The organism is Streptomyces sp. NPDC018610, from assembly GCF_044391765.1.
GTDB lineage: Bacteria > Actinomycetota > Actinomycetes > Streptomycetales > Streptomycetaceae > Streptomyces.
In genome coordinates, this window is record NZ_JBISAL010000001.1 from 649,875 (window position 1) to 670,655 (window position 20,781).

The 20,781-nt window shown below is 75.6% G+C and carries 14 protein-coding genes; 9 read left to right on the forward strand and 5 right to left on the reverse strand.

Annotation, left to right across the window (positions count from 1 at the left end):
- Window positions 1-4 precede the first annotated feature (4 nt).
- From ACH5A8_RS02945 to ACH5A8_RS02970, 6 genes are all read left to right on the forward strand, one after another.
- Entirely contained in the window at window positions 5-2,971 is a 2,967-nt protein-coding gene (locus ACH5A8_RS02945) for a beta-galactosidase (protein ID WP_398997255.1), read from the forward strand.
- 651 nt (window positions 2,972-3,622) lie between these two features.
- A complete protein-coding gene (locus tag ACH5A8_RS02950; protein ID WP_398998252.1) occupies window positions 3,623-4,801 on the forward strand; it encodes an MAB_1171c family putative transporter in 1,179 nt (392 codons plus the stop codon).
- A gap of 151 nt (window positions 4,802-4,952) precedes the next feature.
- Window positions 4,953-5,501 carry a toxin gene (locus tag ACH5A8_RS02955; RefSeq protein WP_398997257.1) on the forward strand — a complete coding sequence of 183 codons (549 nt, stop codon included), beginning with the start codon at window positions 4,953-4,955 and terminating at the stop codon, window positions 5,499-5,501.
- A complete protein-coding gene (locus ACH5A8_RS02960; protein ID WP_398997259.1) occupies window positions 5,498-6,817 on the forward strand; it encodes an MAB_1171c family putative transporter in 1,320 nt (439 codons plus the stop codon). The genes ACH5A8_RS02955 and ACH5A8_RS02960 overlap by 4 nt, the downstream gene beginning before the upstream one ends.
- A 124-nt stretch (window positions 6,818-6,941) precedes the next feature.
- The gene (locus tag ACH5A8_RS02965; protein WP_398997261.1) at window positions 6,942-8,117 is read left to right on the forward strand and encodes an MAB_1171c family putative transporter; all 1,176 of its coding nucleotides are present in this window, start codon (window positions 6,942-6,944) and stop codon (window positions 8,115-8,117) included.
- Window positions 8,118-8,143: 26 nt separating this feature from the next.
- Window positions 8,144-9,601, forward strand: coding sequence for an FAD-dependent oxidoreductase (locus ACH5A8_RS02970; RefSeq protein ID WP_398997263.1), 1,458 nt, complete (start codon window positions 8,144-8,146; stop codon window positions 9,599-9,601).
- 3 nt (window positions 9,602-9,604) lie between these two features.
- Here the strand turns inward: ACH5A8_RS02970 and ACH5A8_RS02975 are convergent, their stop codons facing one another.
- Both ACH5A8_RS02975 and ACH5A8_RS02980 read right to left on the reverse strand, forming a co-directional pair.
- Window positions 9,605-10,474: an SMP-30/gluconolactonase/LRE family protein gene (locus tag ACH5A8_RS02975; protein ID WP_398997265.1), complete on the reverse strand. Its 870-nt coding sequence runs from the start codon at window positions 10,472-10,474 to the stop codon at window positions 9,605-9,607.
- Window positions 10,471-11,244: an IclR family transcriptional regulator gene (locus ACH5A8_RS02980; protein WP_398997267.1), complete on the reverse strand. Its 774-nt coding sequence runs from the start codon at window positions 11,242-11,244 to the stop codon at window positions 10,471-10,473. Before ACH5A8_RS02980 ends, ACH5A8_RS02975 begins: the two co-directional genes overlap by 4 nt.
- Window positions 11,245-11,379: 135 nt before the next feature.
- On the opposite strand from ACH5A8_RS02980, the gene ACH5A8_RS02985 reads away from it, so the two are divergent.
- Both ACH5A8_RS02985 and ACH5A8_RS02990 read left to right on the forward strand, forming a co-directional pair.
- A complete protein-coding gene (locus tag ACH5A8_RS02985; protein WP_398997269.1) occupies window positions 11,380-11,973 on the forward strand; it encodes a hypothetical protein in 594 nt (197 codons plus the stop codon).
- A 204-nt stretch (window positions 11,974-12,177) separates the two neighbouring features.
- Window positions 12,178-13,626, forward strand: a complete 1,449-nt coding sequence (locus ACH5A8_RS02990) for an acyl-CoA synthetase (RefSeq protein ID WP_398997270.1) — start codon at window positions 12,178-12,180, stop codon at window positions 13,624-13,626.
- Between the two features lie 342 nt (window positions 13,627-13,968).
- Here ACH5A8_RS02990 and ACH5A8_RS02995 read toward each other — a convergent pair whose 3' ends face one another.
- Window positions 13,969-17,640 (reverse strand): S8 family serine peptidase, encoded by a 3,672-nt coding sequence (locus ACH5A8_RS02995; RefSeq protein WP_398997272.1) that lies wholly within the window; start codon window positions 17,638-17,640, stop codon window positions 13,969-13,971.
- A gap of 311 nt (window positions 17,641-17,951) precedes the next feature.
- On the opposite strand from ACH5A8_RS02995, the gene ACH5A8_RS03000 reads away from it, so the two are divergent.
- A complete protein-coding gene (locus ACH5A8_RS03000; protein ID WP_398997274.1) occupies window positions 17,952-18,992 on the forward strand; it encodes a rod shape-determining protein in 1,041 nt (346 codons plus the stop codon).
- A 192-nt stretch (window positions 18,993-19,184) separates the two neighbouring features.
- Here the strand turns inward: ACH5A8_RS03000 and ACH5A8_RS03005 are convergent, their stop codons facing one another.
- Together ACH5A8_RS03005 and ACH5A8_RS03010 are read right to left on the reverse strand one after the other, a co-directional pair.
- Window positions 19,185-20,117, reverse strand: coding sequence for an anti-sigma factor RsbA family regulatory protein (locus ACH5A8_RS03005; protein ID WP_398997276.1), 933 nt, complete (start codon window positions 20,115-20,117; stop codon window positions 19,185-19,187).
- Window positions 20,114-20,476 carry an STAS domain-containing protein gene (locus tag ACH5A8_RS03010; RefSeq protein ID WP_398997278.1) on the reverse strand — a complete coding sequence of 121 codons (363 nt, stop codon included), beginning with the start codon at window positions 20,474-20,476 and terminating at the stop codon, window positions 20,114-20,116. The genes ACH5A8_RS03005 and ACH5A8_RS03010 overlap by 4 nt, the downstream gene beginning before the upstream one ends.
- Window positions 20,477-20,781 lie beyond the last annotated feature (305 nt).

Here is a 20,781-nt window from a genome sequence, read left to right on the forward strand (position 1 = left end):
AGCTTTGGCGCTCAGCAGACGTTCATTCAGCGCCCTCGCGGGCACCGCCGCGCTCGGGCTCGCGCTGGGCGGCAGCGGCGGTCCGGGGGCGTCGTCGGCGTACGCGGCGCGCGAGGTGCCCACGGGGCCGCCGCCGCCCGCGCCGAGCGCCGACGGGCGCCCGCACACCGTCACGTTCGACCACTACTCGCTGCTGGTCGACGGCAGGCGCATGGTGCTGTGGTCCGGCGAGATGCACCCCTTCCGGCTGCCCAGCCCCTCGCTGTGGCGGGACGTCCTGCAGAAGATGCGCGCCCACGGCTACAACGCCGTCAGCGCCTACGTGGCCTGGAACTACCACTCCCCCGCGCCGGGAAGCTACGACTTCACCGGGGTGCGGGACCTGGACCTGTTCCTGCGCACGGCCGCCGAGTGCGGGCTCTACGTCGTCCTGCGCCCCGGCCCCTACATCAACGCCGAGGTCGACGGCGGCGGCTTCCCCGGCTGGCTCACCGCCGCCGAGGGCGCCGCCCGCACCGACGACCCGGCGTACCTGAGGCACGTCGACGAGTGGCTGGGCCACGTCGACGCGATCGCCGCCCGGCACCTGTTCACCCGGGGCGACGGCACGGTCCTGCTGTACCAGATCGAGAACGAGTACGACGCGCACGTCGACGAGCCGGCCGGGCGCGCCTACATGTCCCACCTGTACAAGAAGGTCCGCGCCGACGGCATCGACGTCCCCCTCTTCCACAACGACAAGGGCCGCAACGGCTACTGGACCCCGGGCAGCTTCGACACCGGCGGCGAGCAGGGGCGTTGGCTGTACGGCTTCGACGGGTACCCCTCCCCCTCCCGGACCCCGCCGGACTGGGGGACCTTCGGCGCCGGCGGCAGGACCGGCGGGGCCACCGCGAGCCCCCGTACGCCCGGGTTCATGCCCGAGTTCGGGGGCGGCTGGTTCGACCCGTGGGGCGGCGTGTTCTTCAAGGGCAAGGGCTACGCCGAGGCACGGCGCACCCGCGACGCGGCGTACGAGCGCCGCTTCCACCTGACGAACCTCGCCAACGGCATCACCGCGCACAACGTCTACATGACGTTCGGCGGAACCTCCTGGGGCTGGCTGCCCGCACCGGTCGTCTACACGTCGTACGACTACGGGGCCGCCCTCGACGAGGGCCGGCAGCTCACCGCGAAGCTGGCGCCGATGCACCAGAGCGGGCACATGCTGCGGACCTTCCCCGACTTCGCCAAGCTGGACCGGGCGGCGGAGGTGAAGGCGGCCGGGCTGACCACCTACCACCTGGAGAACCCGGACACGGGCGCCCAGGTCCACGTCCTGCGCAACGACGGCGACCGGGCGGTCGCCTCGACCCTGCGCGCCGGCGGCGAGGAGCTGCCGGTCACCGTCCCGGGGCGGGACGCGCTGCTGCTGGCCGCGGGCCTGCGGCTGGGGCAGCGCCGGCTGCGCTGCGCCACCGCGCAGCCGATGCTGTTCATGTCCGCGGGCCGCCAGGACGTCGTCGTCTTCTGCGGGCGGCGCGGCGACATGGCGCGGGTGGTGCTGGAGTGCGACCAGGAGCCGCTGGTCACCCGGCTGAGCCAGCAGGCCGCGTACGTCTGGGACAAGGGGCTTCTGCGGCTGACCGCGCCGCTCGGCGCGGGCGGGCTGATCGGGGCGCGGGTGGAGGGCGACGGCGTCGACCGGCCGCTGCTGGTGCTGTTCGCCGACGACGCGACGTCGCTGCGGCTGTGGCCGCGGGACACCCCGTCGGGCGCCGTGCTGGTGTACGGGCCCGAACTGCTGCGCACCGCCGCGCTGAGCGGCTCCACCGTCCACCTCACCGGCGACACGGTGGCGCCGGCCGGCCTGGAGGTGTGGGGGCCGCGCGGCATCGACGGCGTGACGTGGAACGGCGGCGCGGTGCGCACCGCCGCGACCGGGTCGGAGAGCCTGCGCGCCGCCGCCCCGCTGCCGGGAGTGCCGAAGGTCGAACTGCCGGCGCTCGGCGGCTGGCGGGCGCGGACCGGGAACCCGGAGGCGGGGCCGGGCTTCGACGACTCCTCGTGGCCGGTGGCGGACAGGAGGACCTCGCACAGCACCACCGCCGTCCCCGAGGGCCGGCCGGTGCTCTTCGCCGACGACTACGGCTTCCACTACGGCGACGTCTGGTACCGGGGGACGTTCACCGACGCCTCGGGCGTCGAGTCGGTGTCCCTGTCCTACAGCACCGGCACGCAGGGCCTGCTGATGGCGTGGCTGGACGGCGAGCCGCTGGGCACGCACCGTATGCCGGTGCCGGACGACGCCACCCTCCGCAGGGGGACGTGGACGGACACGGCGGTCCTGCCGGTGCGCGGGGCGCTGCGGACCGGTGGGCGGCATGTGCTGTCCGTGCTGGTGCGGCGCATGGCGCACGACCAGGACGGCGCCTCGCGCGACACCCACAAGGCGGCGCGCGGTCTGACGGAGGTCACCTTCGCCGGGGCCGCGCCGAAGGTGACGTGGCGGATCCAGGGCGAGGCCGCGCCCGACCCGGTGCGCGGGCCGCTCAACAGCGGCGGCCTGCACGGGGAGCGGGAGGGCTGGCACCTGCCCGGCTTCCCGGACCGCGACTGGGAGCCCGTCGCCTTCCCGCGGGCCGAGCGGCGCCAGGGCGTGACCTGGTACCGCACGACGTTCCGGCTCGCCGTGCCGGCGGGTGTGGACGCCTCGGTCGGGCTGACGCTCCAGGACGATCCGCGCCGGGCCTACCGCGCGCAGATCTTCCTGAACGGCTGGAACCTCGGCCAGTACGTCAACGACGTCGGTCCGCAGCACACGTTCGTCCTGCCGAACGGCATCCTGCGCACCCGGGGCGCCAACACCCTGGCGCTGGCCGTGCTGTCGGAGCTGACGACGGAGGCCGGGCCGGGCCAGGTGCGGCTGACGCTGCTGGGCGCCGCGGCCGGAGGGGTGCCGGTGACGCCGGTGCCCTCCCCCGGCCACTGACACCGGGGCCCGGTCGTCGGGCCCCGGTCACCAGGGCCCGCCACCGGGGCGCGCGGCAGGACGGAGCCGGGGGGACGCGAGCCGTCGGGCGGCCTACGGGCGGCCGTCGGACGGATTTCGGGCAGCTGTCCGGGCGGCTTTCGGACGACTCCCGGCGAGCCCTGAGCAGCGGCGGGGCGAGAACGCCCCGGACAGCGGTCGTTCGCCCTCGAACGACGGTGGTCCATCGCATGACGCGGACACTCGGGGCCGCGTAGGCTCGGGCGGACCGCCTTCGGCACGGGCGGCCGGAAGGGGTGATGAGGCGATGCACTTCGCGGGCGCGCGCGGCACGGCGGCCCGTCCCCCCAGGTCCTGTCGTCGAACTCCCGTCGCCCGCCCGAGGGCGGGCTCCGCGGCGTCGGGTGCGTGCTCTGGGGGTCCCCCCTGCTCGAACGGCTCGGGGGCGCGTGCATGGCGTCGCGGAGCAGGCGGGCATTCGACGCCGGGGCCCGGGCACGCCCGCCACGGCCGCCGGAGAGCGGCCCGGTGACCTCGCCGGGCCCGCGCCCCTGCGTCCTCGTCGAATCGGCCGCCGCTCCGTGCGGATCCGCCGGGGCGGGCCGGGTCCGGCTCGCCGTCGACCCGGCCGCGCTCGCCGGACACTGCTCCATCTCCTTCTGGATCCCGGCCGCGGTGCTCACCGCCGCCCTGCTGATCAAGCTGCCCACGATCATCCGGCTGTGGAAGGACCCGATGCTGCGCGCGGTCGGCGGGCTGCTGCTGCTCGCCTGCGCGGTGTTCGTGTTCGTGGCGCCGCCGACGATCCACTGGACCAACCACGTCACGGGCGTGCCGAACATCTCGGCGCCCTGGGTCTACTCGCTGCTCACCGCGTTCTGCGGGTCCTGCCTGCTGCTGATCATCGCCTGGCGCAACGGCCTGGCCGACCGCTCCGCCGCGACCCGGCGCGCCACCCGATGGGTCGTCACGGTCTACTCGGGCGTCATCGTCGCGCTGTGGGTGCTGTTCGCGCTCGCCCACGCGCCCGAGGAGCGGCTGCGGGACCTGGACACCTACTACGCCAACACGCCTTACATGCGCGAGGAGATCCTGCTGTACCTGCTCGCGCACTCGGTGGCGGTGCTCATCACCTTCCGGGTGATCTGGAACTGGGTGCGCACCGACGGGCTGGACGCCTGGCTGCGCTGGGGGCTGAAGTCGCTGGGCGCCGGCTACGGGTGCAACGTGCTCTTCGACGCCACCAAGCTGACCGCGGTCGGGGCCCGGTGGAGCGGGCACGACCTGGACTGGCTGAGCACCGAGCTGGCGCCGGCCGTCGCCTGTGTGTCGGCCATCCTGATCGCGGTCGGCTTCATCGTGCCGCACGCCGGCCAGTACCTGCACGACCGCTGGCGCGTGCGGCTCGCCCACCACCAACTGCGGCCCCTGTACCTGCTGATGCGCGGCGTCGCCGGCGGCGCCGTGGCCCCGCTGCTGCGCGGCGGGCCGGAACTGCGGCTGACCCGGCGCGAGACGTTCATCCGCGACGCGCTGCTGCCGTTGGCCCGCCGTATCGACGAGGGGCTGCGCGAGCGGGCGTACGCCGCCGCGCTGGACCTCGGGCACACGCCCGACAAGGCCCGGGCGCTGGCCGCCGCGGTGGCGGTCCAGGACGCCGTCGCCGCTCGGGGCCGGGCGGCCGACGACGACGGGGCCGCCGACCGGGACACCACCGAGCTGCTCAAGGAGATCGGCGCGCTCTCCCGCGCGCTGCGCCGGCCCGACCGTCTCCAGGCCGTGCGCGCGCTGGCCGCCGCTCCCGGCAGGAGCGTGCCCGTCCATGAGTGACCGTGACGGGCGGGGCTTCCCGCGCCGCCGGCCGGGCGGCGATGATGGGGCTCACGGCTGGGACATGACGCGCGTCCGCGCCGCGAGGATGATGGGGGCGGTTCTGGGCGATACGCGGGGGCGAGTGGTGCGGGTACGCAGGAAACGGGAGATGCGGCGGCTCGCCGACGCGCTCATCGAGTCCATCGGGGTGCCGGTCCCCGCCGACCCCGAGACGCTGTTCGCCGCACTCGTCGACTCCGTCAGCGCCTGGCGCGGACGCCGGGTGGTGGTGCGCCGGGAGGTCTTCCCGCCGCACACCGCGAGCGGGCTGTGGCTGGAGGCGGAGACCCAGGACGTGGTGGTCGTCGACCGGCGGGCCGCCGTCTGGCACCAGATCGTGATCTTCTGCCACGAGGTGTGGCACATGAGCCGGCGGGACGCGGACGCGGGTGCGGGCGGGTCCGCCGGGCCGGACGGCGGAGCGGACGCCGGTACGGCCGCCGCGGGCGCGCCCCGGCCGGTCGCGGCCCGCACCGACTTCAGCCTGGCCGACGAACAGGAGGCCGACCGGTTCGGCATGCTGATGGGCGGCCGGCTGCGGACCTGGCTGGAGGAGGCCCCGGCGCAAGCGGCGCCCGCCGTGGAGACGCCCGGCGACGAGGGTCTGGCCGGGCGCATCGGGGCCGCGCTCAACTACCGCGGGACACGGAGACGATGACCGGCCTGATCAACTACGTCAGCTGCGGCGCGCTGTGGCTGGGCCTGGCGGTGAAGACGCCGGACCTCGTCCGGCACCGGCACGACCCCTACCTGCGGGCGATCTGCGCGGTGCTGGGCCTGGCCGGCGTCTGCTTCCTGCTCGGGGCCGCGCCCACGGTCGGCGCCGTCAACCGGATCAGCGGCGTCCCGAACCTCGCCGCCCCGGTGACCTACGCGTCCATCACCGCCTACAGCGCGGCCTCCCAGGTGCTGATCGTGCACTGGCGGGGCGGTGAGCGGGTGCGCCGCGTGGTCCGCTGCTGGGTGCTGGCGTACGCGGCCGTACTCGTGGGCATCGCGGTCATGTTCGCGCTGGGGCGGGCGCCGGTGGAGCGGCGCACCGACCTGGACACCTACTACGCGACGACGCCGTTCATCTCCGAGATGATCGTGCTGTACCTGGTCGGGCACCTCACCGCCGTGAGCGTCACCACCGTGTCCTCGCTGCGCTGGGCCCGCGAGGTGTCCGGGCGGCTGCGGGCGGGGCTGGTGCTGCTGGGCGTGGGGTCGCTGTGCAACGCCGGCTACAGCGTGAGCAAGCTCGTCGCGGTCGTCGCCCGCTGGTGCGGGCGGGACTGGTCGGCGCTCGGCACGGGCGTCTCACCGGCCGCGGCGGGGCTGGGCGCCCTGCTCACCTCGGTGGGCATCCTGGTCCCGCTGGCCGGACCCCGGCTGACGGAGTGGCGGCGCTCCCTGCGCACGTACGCCCGGCTGGAGCCGCTGGAGCGCGAACTCGACGGCGTGCTCACCCGCCACGCCCTGCGGCTGCCCCGCCCGCGCTGGGCCTCGCCCAGCACGCTGCTGATGTGGCGCCAGACCAGCATCCACAACGCGCTCGGCTACCTCGACGCTTCCTTCGACCACGCCCTGTTCGAGCGCGCCCACGACGCCGCCCTGGACGCCTTCGGGGACAAGGAGCAGGCGGAGGCCGCCGCCTGGGCGGCCGTCATCAGGGCGGCGGCCGGCAGCCAGAACGGCCGCCCCCGCCCCGCCCCGGCCCCGGGCGGCCTCGCGCCGCTGCCCGCGCCGCCCCGGAGCGCGGGCACGCGGACGGCGTCCGCCGCGACCGGACGGCTGACGGCGTCGGCGCCCGGCGTCGCGGTGCTGATCCGCGTCGCCGACGCGCTGGGGGCGCCGCCCGCCGGCGGCGACCGGGGCGGCGCGGCCGGGCCGGGGGACGACCGGGGCGGCACGGTGCCGTCCGCGGGCGTCCGTGACGCCACCGCGGCGCCCTCCGGGGACGTCCTGGGCGGTACGCCGTCGGGGGCGCTGTGAGCGGGACACCGGCGGGGGCTCCGCTGTCCGTGCCGTCCTCGCGCGTGCCGCGGGCCCGCGGCGGCCGGGGTGCCGTACGGGAGCCGGCGCGGGCGTCCGCCGGGGCCGGGCGGGGGTGGTGGGGGTGAGTCTTGTCGTCTATCTGGCGGCGGGGCTGTTCGGGCTGTCGGCCGTGGTGCTGCTGCGGCGTCCCCGCACGGCCGTGCGGGATCCGCTGACCCTGTCCACGTGCGTGGCGATCGTCCTCGGCTCGCTGGTGTTCGTCTGCTCGGCGCCGCTGACCCTGGCCGCCGTCAACCGGCTCACCGGCGTTCCCAACTTCGGCGCCCCGCTGACGTACGGCATGCTCTGCGCGTACAGCTGCTCGCTGCTGATCCTGCTGATCCACTGGCGCGGCGGCCCCCGCGCGCGGGTCCGGCGGATGGTGCTGCGCAGCATCGCGGCGTACGTGCCGCTGGTCGCCGCGATCGTCGTGCTGTTCGCGCTCGGCGACGCCCGCACCGAGCGGTTGAACGACCTCGACACCTACTACGCCAACACGCCGTACCTGTGCGAGATGATCCTGCTCTACCTCATCGGGCACAGCGCGGCGACCGTGACGATGTGCACGCTGTGCGTGAAGTGGAGCCGTGAGGTCACCGGGCTGCTGCGGGCCGGGCTGCGGCTGATCCTCGCCGGGTCGCTGCTGGACGTGGTGGGCTTCCAGCTGACCAAGTACACGGCCGTGGCGGCGCGTTGGACGGGCCACGACCTGGACGCGCTGTCGACGAAGGTGGCCCCGCCGATGGCCTCGCTCGGCGCCCTGCTGTGCTCGGCGGGCTTCGTGCTGCCCAGGCTGCTGCCGACGCTCGTCGCACAGGTGCGCAGCCTGCGCGACTACCGCACGCTGGGGCCGCTGTGGACGCGGGTGGGGTTCGTGTCGACGGCGCCCAAGCCGCCCGGCGTCTGGTGGCAGACGCCCCGGACGCGGCTGCACTGGCGCGAGGTGTCCATCCACGACGCGCTGCTGGGGCTCGCCCCGTACTTCGACGACCGGGTCCGCGAACGGGCCCTGGCCGCCGCCCGGAGCGCGGGCCGCAGCGCGCACGAGGCGCGGATCGCGGCGGAGGCCGCGATGCTCGCCGACGCCGCGCGCCGGGCCGCCGCCCGCGAGGAGCCCCTGCGCGCGCCGAGCGGGTACCGCCTGCACGCCACGGAGGTCTCCGGGACCGGCGGACTGGTGGAACTGGCCCGGGAGCTGGTCCGTCCGCCCGACGGGACCGCCGCGGCCGACGAGACGTTGAGGACCACCCATGGCTGAGCCCATGGCCGACTTCGAGGAGCCACATGCCCGGTAGAGCCCCCAGCGACCGCAGCGTCCCCCGCACCGGTGGCGCCCGCAGGGCCGTCGTCGTCGGCGCCGGCCTGGCCGGCATGCTGGCCGCGGCCGCGCTGTCCACCGCCGTGGACGAGGTGGTCGTGCTCGACCGCGACGAGCTGCCCGACGGGCCGGAGCACCGCAAGGGGCTGCCGCAGGGCCGGCACGCGCACCTCCTCATGGCCGGCGGGCTGGCCGCCATGGCCGAGGTCCTGCCGGGCGCGGGCCTGCGGGAGAGGCTGCTGGCCGCCGGCGCCCGGGAGATACCCCTCGGCTCGGGCATGGTGGCCCTCACGCCCGAGGGCTGGTTCCGCCGCTGGCGGCACGACGGGCCGAGCATGCTCAGCTGCACCCGCGCGCTGCTGGACTGGACGGTGCGGGAGGCCGTCCTCGCGCACACCGGCGTCGAGATCCGCCGGGCGCACGCGGTGGGGCCGGCCGGCGACGCGGAACGCGTGCGGGGGGTGCGGGTGGCGGCGCCGGACGGCGCGGAGACGGAGCTGGCCGCCGACTTCGTGGTCGACGCGAGCGGGCGCGGCTCGCGGATCGAGGGGTGGCTCGGGGAGCTGGGGATCACCGGGCTGCGGACGAGGACCGTCGACTCGGGCCTGGTCAACGCCACCCGCGTCTACCGCACACCGGCCGGCGCCGAGCAGTTCCCGCTCACCGTCGTGCAGGCCGACCCGTACGCGTCCGCGCCGGGCCGCAGCGGCATGATCATGCCGATCGAGGGCGACCGGTGGATGGTCAGCCTCGCCGGCACCCGGGGCGGGGAGCCGCCGGCGGACCCGGACGGCTTCCTGGAGTACGCGCTCGCCCTGCCGCACCCCGTGGTGGGCCGGCTGGTCTCCGGCGCCGAACCCCTCTCCGCGGTGCACATCAGCCGCAGCACCAGCAACGTGCGGCGCTACCTGGAGAAGGCGGCGCGCTGGCCGGAGGGCTTCGTCGCGCTGGGCGACGCGGTCGCCACCTTCAACCCGGCCTACGGGCAGGGCATGTCGGTGGCGGCGCTGGGCGCGCGGCTGCTCGGCGAGGAGCTGCGGCACACCGGGCCGGACGCGCCCGGTCTGGCGCGGCGGGTGCAGCGCGGGGTGGCCCGGTCGGTCGACGCCGCCTGGGCGGCGGCGGTCGGCCAGGACGTCTGGTACCCGGGCACGCGGGGAGCGCGGCCCACCGCGGCGGACCGGCTGGTCACCGCCTACAGCCGCCGTCTGACGAAGGCGGCCACCGGTTCCTACCGGGCGGCGGCGGCCCTGTGGGACGTGACGAGCATGAACACGGGCCCCGAACGCCTCTTCCGCCCCGCCACCCTCCTGGACGTGGCCTGCGGCGCCCTGCTGCCCCCGCTGTCCGGTCCCCCGCTGACGGCGGCCGAGCGGAAGGTCCTCGACGAGCTGGGGCGGACGCGGGGCGCCGGGCCGCGCTGACTCTCAGCCCGCGAACGGCGGCTGGGGCAGCCCCTCGCCCGCGTCCGGGACCACCAGGAGCGAGCCGGCCAGGGGGTGGGGTGCGGTCAGGCCGACGCGGGCGGTGGTGATGTACAGGTCGGTGAGGGCGGGGCCGCCGAAGGCGCACGCCGTGGGGCGCGACGCGGGGAGGCGGACGATCCGGTCCAGCTCGCCCGTGGGGGTGTAGCGGCGGACCGCGCCGCCGTCCCACAGGGCGACCCAGACGCAGCCCTCGGCGTCCACGGTGAGGCCGTCGGGGAACCCGGCCCCCTCCTCCACCCGTGCCAGCTCCCGCCTGCCCGAGACCCGTCCGCCGTCGTGGTCGAAGACGTCGATACGGCGGGTCGGGGTGTCGACGTAGTACATGAGGCGGCCGTCCGGGCTCCAGCCGGTGCCGTTGCTCACCGTCACGTCGGCGAGCACCGCCTCGGCCGGGCCGTCGCCGGTGAGGCGGGTCAGCGTGCCGCCGCCCGGGGCCTCGTCGTAGCGCATGGTGCCGGCCCACAGTGAGCCGTCGGGCGCCACGGCCGCGTCGTTGCCCCGGCGGCCGGCCACCGGTTCGCGGTGCAGCCAGCGGAACGCGCCGTCGGGGTCGACCAGGCCCACGCCGTCGCGCAGGTTCAGCACCAGGCCGCCGCCGGCGCGCGGCTTGGCCGCGCCCACGTGCTGGTCGGTGACGCGCACCGTGCGCCGGCCCGTCGCCGGGTCGTAGGTGTGCACCCGGGAGGAGAGGATGTCGATCCAGATCAGCCGGCCGGCCGCCGGGTCCCAGGTGGGTCCCTCGCCCAGTTCGGCCCGCGCGTGCACCGCGACCTCGTACTCGGGCGCGGCCGTCCGTGATGTCGATGTCATGCGGCACTCCGGTGGCCGAGGCGTTCGGACAGGTCGGCGGCGCCCTTCGCGGCGAGCTGCTCCAGCTCGGCCCGGCGCTCCTCGCTCCAGCGGATCATGGGCACGGAGATGGACAGGGCGGCGACCACCTGTCCGGTGCGGTCGCGCACCGGGGCGGCCACGCAGCTGACGTCCGGGTTGGACTCGCGGTTCTCCACGGCCAGGCCCCGCTGCCGGATCTCGGTGAGCGCGGTGCGCAGGGCGGCCGGGTCGGTGATGCTGTCGGGGGTCATCGCGGGCAGTTCGGCGTCGTCCGGGAGGCGGACGGCGAGCTCGTGCTCGGGGAGGGAGGCGAGCAGCATCTTGCCCACCGAGGTGCAGTGCGCGGGCAGCCGGCGGCCGGCCGCGGAGACCATGCGCACCGCGTGCGTGGAGTCGACCTTGGCGATGTAGATGACGTCGGTGTCCTCCAGGATCGCCACGTGCACGGTCTCGTCGCAGGTCTCGGCGACGGTGCGGGCGACCTGGCGGCCCTCGGCGGCGAGGTCGAGGTGCTCGGCGTAGCGGCTGCCGAGCTGGTAGGGGCGTACGCCGAGCCGGTAGCGTCCGGGCTGGCCGGCCACCTGGACGATGTATTTGCGGGCGGCGAGCGTGGTGACCAGCTCGTGCACCGTGGTGCGCGGCAGCCGCAGCCGGCGCACGATGTCGGGGGCGGACAGCGTCCCGTCCCCGTCGAGGAAGAGCTCCAGTATGTCGAGAGCCCGGGTCACGGCGGGTACGAGGCGTCCCACGACCGGCCCCCTCCCTTGATCCAGGCCTGTGTTCGAGATTTCAACAGGCGACCGGCATGACGAACACAGGCTAGTCACCGCCGGGTCGCGCGGGCAATGGGTCGTCCGGGTCACGCGGTACGGGACGATGGCCCCATGCCCGCGTCCTCCACCCCCGCCGCTCCTTTCACCCCCCTCGACCTCCAGCTGGTGCTGCTGCGCCGGATGGCCGACCACAATCCGGAGCTGGTGGCGGACGCCCGCCGCGAACTGGGCGCGTCGCTCACGGACATGCGGGAGGCCAACAAGCGGTGGCAGGCGATGGTCCGCTCACCTCGCGGCCGGTCGGCCGCCGCACGCTATCGCTCGGTCCTCGGCCCGCCGGAGTCGACGGCCGCCCGCCGCGTCGGCGACCTGGACTGCGAGGCCCGGCGGTGGCCGCTTCCCCTGTGGCCCGAGCTGCGGTTCGAGGTGCTGGCCGGACCGGGCGGCCAGGTCTGGAACGAGTGGCTGGTCCGCGCCCCGGGCGCCCCCGCTCCCGCCCTGCGCACCGTCGACGACCTCGCCCCCTGGTCGTGCACGGTGGACGAGGCGGCCCGCGCCTTCGCCCCGGCCCGCCCCCTGGAGGGCACCGCGCCCACCCGCTGGGGGCTCGCCTTCACGGCCCCCGACGCCGAGGACGTACGGCACGAGGTCGTCGCGGAGTTCACCTGGGGTCTGCTCCAGCGGACGCGGATCGACGGGGCGTAGCGGCCGGCACCGCGCGACGCCGGCGCGGACACCGCCCGCACGCGCCACGCGCGGGTCCGCGGCGGCGGAAGTGACCGGTTCGACGCCCCGGGCGGCGGCGGACGGCGCCGGGAGTGCGATAGGAACGGGGGTGTCGTCCCTGAGCCGGCCCGCACGTCGTCCGCACGTCGCCCGGCCGGCTCCCGAGTCACCAAGAGTCGCCGCGTGTCCTCCCTCTTCCCGGCCCTGACGGACGCGCCGGGTGCGCGCGCCGCGCTGCGCTTCGGCCCCCGCTCGTTGACGTACGCACAGCTCGCCGCCGCGGCCGGGGCCGTGGGCGCCCGGGTACGCGGGGAAGGCAGGGTCGCCGTGTGGGCGACGCCGGAGCTGGAGACGGCGGTCGGGGTGGTGGGCGTGCTGCTGGCCGGGGCCGCCGCCGTGCCGCTCAACCCGAGGTCCGGGGACAAGGAGCTGGCGCACATCCTCACCGACAGCGCGCCGTCGCTGGTGCTGGCCGCCCCCGGCGACGAACTGCCGCCCGCGCTCGACGGGTTGAAGCGGATCGACGTGGACGTCGAGGCGCGGGGGGACGCTCCCGTCGCCGCCTCCCCCGCCGACGGCGACCCGGCCCTGGTCGTCTACACCTCCGGCACCACCGGCCCGCCCAAGGGCGCCGTCCTCCCGCGCCGCGCCCTCGCCACCACCCTGGACGCGCTGGCCGACGCCTGGCGGTGGACCGGCGAGGACGTGCTGACGCACGGGCTGCCGCTGTTCCACGTGCACGGGCTGGTGCTCGGCGTCCTCGGGCCGCTGCGGCGCGGCGGGTCCGTACGGCACCTGGGCCGGTTCACCACCCAGGGCGTGACGGACGAGCTGAACGGCGGCGCGACCATGCTGTTCGGCGTGCCCACCATGTACCACCGCATCGCGGAGGCGCTGCCCGGCGACCCGGAGCTGGCCAAGGCGCTCGCCGGGGCCCGGCTGCTGGTGTCCGGGTCGGCGGCGCTGCCCCTGCACGACCACGAGCGGATCACGGCCGCCACGGGCCGCCGCGTGATCGAGCGCTACGGCATGACCGAGACGCTGATGAACACGAGCGTGCGCGCCGACGGCGAGGCGCGCGCGGGAACGGTCGGGGTGCCGCTGCCGGGCGTGGAGCTGCGGCTGGTGGAGGAGGACGGCACGCCGATCACGGCGCTGGACGGGGAGACGGTCGGCGAGATCCAGGTGCGCGGGCCGAACCTGTTCACCGAGTACCTCAACCGCCCCGACGCGACGGCCTCCGCCTTCACCGCCGACGGCTTCTTCCGCACCGGCGACATGGCGGTGCGCGACGCCGACGGCTCCGTGCGCATCGTCGGCCGCAAGGCCACCGACCTGATCAAGAGCGGCGGTTACAAGATCGGGGCCGGCGAGATCGAGAACGCGCTCCTCGAACACCCGGGGGTGCGGGAGGCCGCCGTCACCGGGGAGCCGGACGCCGACCTCGGGGAGCGGATCATCGCCTGGATCGTCCCGGCCGACCCGCAGTCGCCGCCCGGAGCGGAGGAGTTGGCCGACCACGTGGCCCGGCGGCTCGCACCGCACAAGCGCCCCCGCGCGGTCCGCCTCCTCGGCGCGCTGCCCCGGAACGACATGGGGAAGATCATGAAGCGGGCGCTGCCCCGGAGGTGAGCGGTCCCCCCGGCGTCGGCGGGATCCGAACAAGGGATCAGGTGTTCGCCGGAACAGGTGATCGTCGCTCACGCGACCACCCGAACAGATGGCAGTGACACATACTTACGGTGCGCGAGAGACCGGCTGCGGACGGTAGTCAGCGCGTGTCCCACATGTTCACCGCAAGGAGAAGCACGATCATGAACCTCATCACCGACGTCCTCGCCGCCCTCGCCCACTTCATCGGCCGGCTGGTCTGACGTCCCCCGCACGCACGACGGCGCCGCCTCCCCGTCCCAGGGAGGCGGCGCCGTCCGCGTGCCCGGCGTTCGCCCCGCGGCGCGCGTGCCGGAGCCCGCGCTACTTCACGCGCACCGCCCGCACGATCTCCTGGCGCACCGAGCCGCCCCGGTCGTCGCTCGCGGCCGCCCGCAGCGAGACGGTGCGGGCGCCGTGCGGCACGGTGAGGGTGCCGCGCCAGGAGGCGTCGCCGCCGTGCCCGCCGGTGAGCCGCACCCGCGTCCAGGTGGCGCCGTCGTCGTACGACACCTCCAGGCGTCCGCCGCCGATGCTCCCGGTGCCCGGCGCGCCCGCCACGTACTGGGCGTGCAGGCCCACCGGCACCCTGCCGCCGCCCCTGAGGGCGCCCGCGAGGTCCGTGTCGACGTCGAAGGCGAGGTTGATCAGGGGCAGCGCGGTCCAGTGGTCGTCGGGAGTGGCCGCCGACCGGAACGTCCACTCGGCGTGACCCCGGGTGGCGAGCCCCCAGCGGGCGGCATCGAGCGCGGTGTCCGTGACGAGCTCGTAGGTGTGCTCGTCGGCGGGCGCGTCCCACACGTACGCGGTCGACCCGGAGCGCTTGTCGGCGGACTTCCCGTCCACGAGGACCTCCGTGGTCTGGGTCATGCCGCTGTCCGCGCTCCACACGTCGCCGAACCCGGTGTGGTCGGGCCCGGAGTCGCCCCAGCCGGGCGCGTTGAACTGGAGGCTGTCGCCCGCCCGTTGCTGTCCCCAGCCGAGGCCGGTGCCCAGCCACGGGTGCCACAGGGGCTTGAACCAGTCCAGCGCGGGGTGCGATCCAGCGGTGTAGCGGACCAGACCGCTGCGCTCCTCCAGGGTGCCGTCGCCGACCGTCACCGACTCGTGCCAGAGCTGGCCGGGGCCGGTGGAGACGTAGTCGGTCCGCTCGGCCGGGTAGTCGATCCGCTCCTGGAAGCCGATGCCGACCGGGAAGGCGTCGGTGATCGAGTACCGGAACTCGCCGCCGGAGGCCGGCTGCGCCGCGTGGAACTTCGCTCCGACCCGTGCGAGTTGGCGGCCGGTCGGCCGGAACGTCAGGTCCCGGTCGGGGATCCGCCCCTGATGTCCCTCCGAGAGGTCGTACACGTACGGGGTGTCACGGGTGCCCGTCATGTCGGCCCGGCCGGCCGCGCGCAGCCGGGCGGCGTCGGCGCTGTTCACCGTGGCGATCGGGAAGGGGCGGTCGGAGTCGTCGTCGGAGCCCCACCAGGCGCTCAGCCGGCCGGGCGCGTCGTCGGTCACGAACAGCGCCCCGACGCCCGCGTCCTGGGCGGCCTGGGCGAGGGCCGACGGATCGGCGCCCTCGGTCAGGCGGGCCAGGACGGCCTTGCCGCGCACGTCCTTCCCGGTGAGGCCGCCCGTGCCCACGTCGACCAGCGGCAGCCTGCTGCGGCCCTCGGGGAGCGTGCCGCCGGGCTGCGTCACCGCCTCCCCGATCCCCTTGACCTCCAGCAGGGGCTTGCCCAGCCGCCACACGGTCCGGTACTCGAAGCCGCCCCGCGTGACCCGTCCGGTCGGCGCGGCGAAGACGCTGTCGTACGTCACCGGCACCTGCACCGCGCCGAACAGGTCGGAGCCGCCGCCGTCGCGGTCGTACTCCATCAGCAGCTGGCGGGTCTCGGTGCGGCGACCCACGTCGGCCCGGATCTCACGCAGTCGCCGTCCGTCCAGGGTGATCTCGCGGTCCCGGTCGAGGGCGACCTCGGGGGCGGCGAGGAAGCCGAGCCCGAGGGAGTCCGCGCCGTGGCTGCCGCGCACGTCGAGGAAGGAGGTCAGGCTGTACGTGCCGGGCTGGAGCCGCAGTCGGAGGGTGCCCGAGTCGCCGACGTGCGCGGGGACCGGGTCGACGCCCTCGGCGAGCCGCTGCACCGCGAGGTCGGCGGCGACGGCGGCCCCGGAGCGGTCCTTGACGTGCACGGTGAGCGTGTATCGCTCCTCCTCCTTGACCAGCCCGAACGCGGTGTGCGCGATCGGGACGCCGGCCGCCGAGGCCACGATCTGCCCGCTGGTCCCGCCCACCGGGGCCCCGGTCGCGTCACCGGTGACCGTGGTGGCGGCGGTGCCGTGGGCGGGCACGGTGAGCGCGGTGTCGGCGAGCGTGACCACGCCCTCGGGGGCGCCTCGGACGGCGAGGGACAACTCGACGGCGTGGTCGGAGGAGTTGGCGTAGGTGAGGGTCCGGGTGACGGGCCGGTCCGTGGAGTAGGGCCAGCGGTGGTAGCCGAGGTCGGCGCTGCCGGTGGCGGTGACCGTCGCGTCCACGGCGTCCGGGACGCTCACCCGGCCCGCGCCGAGGGTGTACACCGAGGCGTCGAGCCGCTCGGACGTCGACATCAGCGCGTCCTTGAGCCGGGCGCCGCTCCAGTCCGGGTGCTCCTGGGCGAGCAGGGCGGCGACGCCGGCGACGTGCGGCGTCGCCATGGACGTGCCGCTCATGGAGGTGTAATAGCCGCTGCCCTCGGTCAGCTGGGAGCGGGCGGCGAGGATGTCGACGCCGGGGGCCGCGAGGTCGGGCTTGAGGGCGTTGTCGCCCAGCCGGGGGCCGGCGCTGGTGAAGTAGGCCGCCTGGTCGGCGGAGTCGACCGCGCCGACGGTGAGGGCGGCGTCGGCCGCGCCGGGCGAGCCGATGGAGGACGGGGCGCCGGTGTTGCCCGCGGCGACCACGAAGAGCGCGCCGGTCTCGGCGGAGAGCGTGTCGACGGCCTGCGCCATCGGGTCGGTGCCGTCGCTGGGCTCGTCGGAGCCGAGGCTCATGGACACGATCCGGGCGTGCACGTCGCGCGCGGCCCACTCCATGCCCGCGATGATCTGCGACTCGCTGCCGGTGCCCTGGTCGTCGAGCACCTTGCCGACGGCGAGTTCGGCGTCCGGGGCGACGCCCTTCTCGGCGCCGTCGGAGGCGGCTCCGCTGCCGCCCACGGTGGAGGCGGTGTGGGTGCCGTGGCCGTTGCGGTCGGCGACCTCCTCGCCCTCGATGAAGCTCCTGGTCTGCTTGATCCGGCCGGCGAGGTCGGGGTGGGAGGCGTCGACGCCGGTGTCGAGGACGGCGACGGTGACGCCCTTGCCGGTGAGCCCGGCCTGCCACGCCTTCGCCGTGCCGATCTGCGCGTTGGACTCGGCCATGTCGGCGGTGACGCGCGCGTCCAGCCAGACCTTGTCGACACCGTCCGGCGCGATGCCCCGTGTGGCGCCCCGCCGGGTGAAGTCCCGCCAGAACACCCGCCCCTTGTCCGCCGACACGGCGGCCCCGTGCACGCTGGCGAGGTCGCGGGTCCGCTCGGTGCCGGACGGGGTCGCGGTCCGGGCCCCCTTGCCGTAGGTGACGATCAGCGGCAGCTCGCCGGTGCTGGTGTCGGCGAGGCCCTGCCGCAGCAGCGCGCTGACGTCGAACAGCCGCCGGTCCAGCCGGCCCGCCCGCAGATACGGCAGCGCCTCGTCCGGTACGACGGTGATCACACCGTCGGACACCTGGGTGCGCACCGCGCCCGTGGCGCCGTCCGGCCGCCGCACCGTGACGTTCTTCTTGCCGCCGCCGAGCTCCGTGACGGTGACCTTGTCGCCGGTGACGAGGGTGACGGTGCGGGCGGTGGCCGGAGCGCCGGCGGCGGGGGCGCCCGCCGCGGGTCCGGGGTCGGCGGTCTGCCGGGCGGCGGCCTGCCCCGCCGGCAGCAGGGCGATCACGAGTCCGGCGGACAGGAGACTTGCTCTCCGACCGCCTGGTCCTCTGCTCATCCGTGCCTCTCTTCGTCGAGTCTGCGCGTGCCGAACGCTGGATCGAGCGCTGCGAAGAGTGTCAGGAGGCTTGTGTCGCGGAGGAGTTGAGCGGTGGTGGCGGATGCGTGCCGTGGCGGGTTCCCGCCAGGGACAAGGCGTCCGGTTATCGCTTATCTGGCGCTTATTGAGCGCATAACCGTAAAATGCACCCATCTCGCGGCCCCCCGCCCGGCCCCCTTGAACGGGCGCCCGCTCCCCGACCCCCGCACGATTTCAAGGAGGCCGCCGACCGGCGGCCGTCACGGTCCGCGCTCTCGGGAGGATCTGCCATGACCGCCAGCCTTGAGCAGTTGCGCCGCTGTCACTTCGCCGTCGACCTGGGCGCGGCCCGCACCCGGGTGTACGTCAAGGGCGCGGGGCTGGTCGTCGACCAGCCCTCGGTCGCCGCCGTGAACACCCGCACCGGCGCGCTGATCGCGGTCGGGGAGTTCGCGGAACGGATGACCGGCCGCACCCCCGACTACATCCGCGTGGTCCGCCCGGTCTCCGGTGGCACGGTCGTCGACATCGAGATGGCGCAGCGCATGCTGCGACACCTGCTCGGCGACCGGATGCGCCGCTCGCTGCGCCGCAAGGCCCGGCTGCGGGCCGCCGCCTGCACCCCGCACGACGCCGATCCGCTGGCGCAGCGGGCCACCATAGAGACGCTGGTCGGGCTGGGCGCGCGCCGGGTGGAGCTGGTCGACACGCTCATCGCCGCCGCCGTCGGCTGCGGGCTGCCCGTGGAGCGCGCCGAGGCCACCATGATCATGGTGTGCGGGGCCGCCGCGACCCAGGTCGCCGTCCTGTCCCTGGGCTCGATCGTCACCGCCGAGCGGGTCCCGGTGGGCGGCGAGGCCGTCGACCACGCGATCGTGCAACACCTGCGCCACGAGCACGCGTTGATGCTGCCGAGCCAGTCCGTACGGCCGCTGCAGCTGGCCCTGCACGGCAACGGGCTCACCGCGCACGGCCCGGCGGCCACCGAGATCCACGGCCGGGACGTGGCCACCGGACTGGCCCGGTCGGTGCTGGTCGACACGGCGGCCGTGCGCGAGGCCATCCAGACGCCGCTGACCGCGGTGCTCGACGGGATCGGCAAGGTGCTGCGGGAGTGCCCGCCCGAACTGGTGGCCGACCTCGCCGAGCGAGGGCTCACGATGGTCGGCGGCTCCGCCCTGCTGCCGGGCCTGGACCAGATGGTCCGCGAGGCCACCGGCATGCCGGTGCACATCGCCGAACGCCCCGACGTGTGCGCGGTCCAGGGCCTGGGCGAGATGCTGGAGGGCCGCATCGAACCCCTGGTGCTGGATCCGCTGGGGGCGTATTAGGAGCCCGCGCCGGGTCGGGCCGTGCGGGGGGAGCCGGTCAGGGCCCCTTGTTCGGATCAGACCGGGTGGAAGGGGCCGGTCAGGGCCTCTCGTTCGGATCAGACCGGGTGGAAGGGGCCGGTCAGGGCCTCTCGTTCGGATCAGACCGCGTGGAAGGGGCCGGTCAGGGCCTCTCGTTCGGATCAGACCGGGTCAGGGGGCCAGCCAGGCCCGGACCGTGGTGCCGTGCTCGTCCGCGTGCAGGCGGACCAGGTCGGCGAGGAGGTTCACCATCAGCAGGCCGCGGCCGCCGCGCTGGTCGCGGGCGGCCGGCCGGCGCCCGGCCAGCGGATCGTCCATGCGTCCGCCGTCCCGCACCTCGCACAGCACCCGGCCGCCTGCCGCCCACACCCGCAGTTCGCCCGAACCACCGCCGTGCACCACGCTGTTGGTGGTCAGCTCCGCCGTGACCAGGGCCAGGTCCTCCAGCCGGCGGCCGGTCAGGCCGAGCCGGGCGCCCTCGGCCGTGGCGACGTGCCGGGCCCGGGACAGGGTGGGCGCTGTGAAGGCGAAGGACAGCGCGCCGGGCACGGGGGGCAGCGGCTCGTTGTAGCGGGCGTGGACGCGCTCGGGGGCGTAGGCCGCGCTCGCCCGCGTCGCGCTCGCGCCGGCGGGGATGACGACGGGGTGGGTGGCATGGGCGTCGGCGAGGCTCCGCTCGTCCAGGCGCGCGGCGTCGTACGGACACAGGATGCTCACCTCGCGACCCTGGAACGCCGCGTTGATCAGCGCCTCGTGCTGGACGCAGGCCGGGTACTCGGCCGGTGTGCGGCCGGGCCAGACGGGCTCGCCGACGATCCGCACCCGGCGCCCGGCCGGCTGGGCGTCGGCGAAGGCGCGCAGCACTCCCGGGATGATCCGGCCGGGGTTGCGGCCGGCCTCGCGCATGTCGAGCAGCCGCACCGCCCCGGCGTCCGGGCCGAGTTCGGCCTCGATCAGCCGGAGGTTCTCGCCGGGCACGGCCACCGCCACCGGCTCGCCGGCGGCGAGGGCGGCCCGTACGAAGGGCACGGTCCCGGCGAGGTACTCCTCCTCGTCCCGGTAGAACAGGGCGGGGTGGACGAAGGGTTCCGCGGCGGCGGTCACGAGGGCGACACCTCGATCCCCGTCAGTCCGGGCCAGAACAGCTCCAGCATCCGGGCCACCGCGGACGGCGGCCGGTTCAGCACGATGCGGCGGCCCGGCCCGAGCCGCCGCGCGGCGTCCGCCAGCACGTCGACACCGGCGACGTCGATGAACGTCACGGCCGAAAGCTCCAGGTAGTACACGTCCTCACCCTCGCGCACCGCCTGGTCCAGCACGCGCTGCCAGATCGCGCGCGTGGCCAGGCTCACCTCCCCCGCGGCCCGCAGGCCGGCCTGCCGGGACAGCGGCCCCACCCTCAGCCCGGGCGCCGTGCCGGCCGGCACGGACACGCACGCCGGGGACCCCTCCGGGACGTCCACACCGCCTCCCTGTCGCTCCTGGACACACAGCACAGTACGCCCCCGCCGCCGGGCGCCCGCCCGGTTCGGCACGTGGCGGAACCGGGAACCGCGAACCGTCGCCGCGGGGACGCCGCCGACGCGGCAGCCCGGGATCCCGGCGGCGCGGCAGCACGGCAGCGCGGGAGCACGGCAGCCCCGCGGCGCGGAGGCCCGGCGATCCCGGCGACACAGCCGCACGGCGGCGCGAAGCCCCGGCGGCCCGGCGACCCGGTGGCCGTCAGGTGTACCCGGCCGGGAAGCGGGCAGGCGCACGTCAGCACCGC

What these genes read in the sequence shown, in the direction of transcription:
- ACH5A8_RS02955 (WP_398997257.1), top strand. Translation starts at nt 4,953, where the DNA reads ATGCGGCGGCTCGCCGACGCGCTCATCGAGTCCATCGGGGTGCCGGTC.
- ACH5A8_RS02960 (WP_398997259.1), top strand. Translation starts at nt 5,498, where the DNA reads ATGACCGGCCTGATCAACTACGTCAGCTGCGGCGCGCTGTGGCTGGGC.
- ACH5A8_RS02970 (WP_398997263.1), top strand. Translation starts at nt 8,144, where the DNA reads ATGCCCGGTAGAGCCCCCAGCGACCGCAGCGTCCCCCGCACCGGTGGC.
- ACH5A8_RS02975 (WP_398997265.1), bottom strand. Translation starts at nt 10,474, where the DNA reads ATGACATCGACATCACGGACGGCCGCGCCCGAGTACGAGGTCGCGGTG.
- ACH5A8_RS02985 (WP_398997269.1), top strand. Translation starts at nt 11,380, where the DNA reads ATGCCCGCGTCCTCCACCCCCGCCGCTCCTTTCACCCCCCTCGACCTC.
- ACH5A8_RS02995 (WP_398997272.1), bottom strand. Translation starts at nt 17,640, where the DNA reads ATGAGCAGAGGACCAGGCGGTCGGAGAGCAAGTCTCCTGTCCGCCGGA.
- ACH5A8_RS03000 (WP_398997274.1), top strand. Translation starts at nt 17,952, where the DNA reads ATGACCGCCAGCCTTGAGCAGTTGCGCCGCTGTCACTTCGCCGTCGAC.